General features: G+C 54.0%; 2 protein-coding genes. Both read left to right on the forward strand.

Annotated features, from left to right (window positions below; translation table 11 throughout):
- The coding region (locus ACETWG_01775; GenBank protein MFB0515315.1) for a sodium:solute symporter at positions 1 to 419 on the forward strand (419 nt) is incomplete at its 5' end.
- Between the two features lies 1 nt (position 420).
- Positions 421 to 2,909, forward strand: a 2,489-nt coding sequence (locus tag ACETWG_01780; protein MFB0515316.1) for an alpha-amylase family glycosyl hydrolase, incomplete at its 3' end; no start/stop codon positions are given.

Genomic DNA, 2,909 nt, shown 5'->3' on the forward strand with positions numbered 1-2,909 from the left:
TAGCCGTGATCTACAAAGCTCTGGCCCCTGAAGGGACTACCGAGTATGCCATGTTCATCGTTTCCACAACAGCCTCCCTGTTGGGATCAGTACTGGGGACACTTCTCACCGGCCCGACGGACGATGCCACCCTGTTCCGGTTCTACAAGGTCACGCGGCCTTTTGGCTTTTGGAGGCGGTTTAAGGCCCAACTCCGCGTGGACAATCAGGGGGCTGTAGACGCAGAGAATCGCCGGGATATCCTCTCCGTTATAATGGCTGTGCCTTGGCAGATCGTCTTCTTCCTGTTTATGATGAGCCTGGTCTTCAAGACCTGGGGGAATGTAGCGGCGCTGGGCAGCCTGTTCGTGGCCCTCAGTGCGGGACTCTACTTTACCTGGTATCGTCACCTGTCAACTGAAGTGAAAGTTGAGGAATAATGTGAAGAGTCAGCCAGATATAACAGCGCGGAAATCCCCCCCGGCTTTCATCGCTGCTGTCCTTCTGACACTGGCAATCCTTATTACAAAAGGATCGGGGCAGGCGGTCACCTGGGAGCCGGCCCTACCCTGGCAGGGCGGCACGGTGACTATCTATTACAACGCCGTAGCCCGCGGCATCATACCAGATGCCAATCCGGTCTATATCCACTTGGGGTATAATGGGTGGAGTAATGTTCCTGACCCTGCAAATGACCCTGCTATGACCTCCACCGGTACCCCCGGTTTATGGTTCTACGATTATGCTATCCCCCAGGACGCCGAGGTTATTGATTTCTGTTTCCAGGACAAGATTAGTGGTTGGGACAACAACGGTGGCTACGGCGTGGACTGGCACATTAAGGTCGCCCCCGCCGGATTCTGGCTCCCCATAGTGCCAACGCCCAATGATACCATCACCATCATTGCCGATACAACCGGTGATCTCTGGTGGGGCGTCAACGGCTGGCAGGAGCCTATACCCGAATACTGGCCCGAAGATACCCATATCGGCGATCCTGGCGCCTCCGTCGAATCACCGCTCTCAGGACCGGATACAACCGGTCATTATTACATCAAAATTGGACCATTCCAGCGCGGTGAACAACCCGTAGAAGTCGTGGACTTCGTCTTTCACTGGAGCGACGGTACGTGGGACAACAATAACGAGGCTGACTATCATATCCTCTTGGACCTCGAACCACAAGCGGGCGATCCCCTCATCACCAATCTCTCCCATCAAGACAACGACGTTGTAAACGGCGATGAGCTGCTTATTTTCACTACCTCCGGAAGTGATTCGACCGAAATATGGATCGATGGCTCACTGGTCTATTCGAATGCTGGCGACAGCCACACTTACTACTGGCAAACGGATACCCTGACCTTCGGTCAGCATACGATCTGGATCAGGGCGGAAGGAGCAAACGGACGGGTGACCTTCCAAAAAGTGACGGTTTGGAAAGCACCCGACATCGTCATGGAACCACTACCTGCGGGGGCAGAACTTGGCGTGACGGATCATGGTAACGGCACTGTCACATTTGCTCTTCTGGCACCGGCCAAGGCCTTCGTGTGTCTTCTTGGCAGCTGGGCAGACTGGGATCCCGATTCCCTGGTCATGAATTATGATATCGGTCAGTCTATTTGGTGGCTTACTGAATTGCTTACACCGGGCACTTACCAGTATATGTACCTGATCAACGGCCAGAAGCAGCTTGGCGATCCTTATGCCACCGACGTGGAGTGGAAATTGCCCAACGGCCAGGAAGACTGGCAGTACGTTGAGAATCAGATCTGCCAGTTCAAAGTAGGGGCTGAGCCATTCGTCTGGACCGATGACGGGTGGATAAAACCGGTGATGGAAGACCTGGTGATCTACGAGCTGCTGGTGCGTGACTTCTCCTCTCAGCGGAATTTTGCCGGGGTGATTGAGAAGCTCGACTACCTGGCGGACCTGGGCATCAATGCCATCGAGCTGCTGCCCAACTACGAGTTCCCTGGAGAAAGCTCGTGGGGGTACAATCCGGCATTTTACTTCGCGGTGGAGTCTGCTTACGGTACCCCGGAAGATTTCAAAACTCTCGTAAATGAGGCTCATGCGCGGGGCATCGCCGTCATCATGGACCTGGTCTTTAACCACTGCGATGGCCGCTCGCCCTTCTATCAGCTGTACGAGCAAAATTATGATGACTCGCCCTATGTCCACGCCGAACAGAATCCCTGGGGAATGCCCGACTTTGATCATACCAAAGAAGGCACGAAGCGACTGGTCAAAGATGTGGTGCGGTATTGGATTGAGGAATACCATGTTGACGGCTACCGTTATGACAATACCACCGGTTTCGGCTGGGACGGCGCAATGGACCGGGGTATCGCCCTTTTCAGCTACGAAGCCTGGCTGGCCGACTCCAATACCTACCAGATTGCCGAACATTTTGCCAAAATCGACGAAATCAAAAACATGATCCGCGATTCCAAAATCAATTCCCACTGGCACGATATCTTTCATGATCAGATGAAGGCCAATCTCCGGGAAGGACCCTTCGAGGGAAGGAATTACGGGTATCTATCCTATACGGCCGATGGTATTGATTTCCAGGAAGAAGGCTTCCGTCAGCCTCGGAATATCGTGAACTATACCGAGAGTCACGATGAGCAGCGGGTCATCTGGGAAGCGCAGACCAATCCGGCCATCGATTATCAGTTGGCGGTCCAGAAGTCGAAACTGGGCGCCGCGATTCTACTGACTGCCACCGGTGTTCCCATGCTTTACCACGGCCAGGAGTTCGGCATGGACACGGAGAAAACCCTCGACTACAATCCCCTTATCTGGTCAAAGCTGGAGACAGAAACGGGCAGAGAGCTGCACTCATATTATCGCAAGCTCCTCCAGCTGCGCCAACAGACGCCCGCCCTCCGGGGTACCAACTGCGATTTCACCTACGACTA

The organism is Candidatus Neomarinimicrobiota bacterium, from assembly GCA_041862535.1.
GTDB lineage: Bacteria > Fidelibacterota > Marinisomatia > SCGC-AAA003-L08 > TS1B11.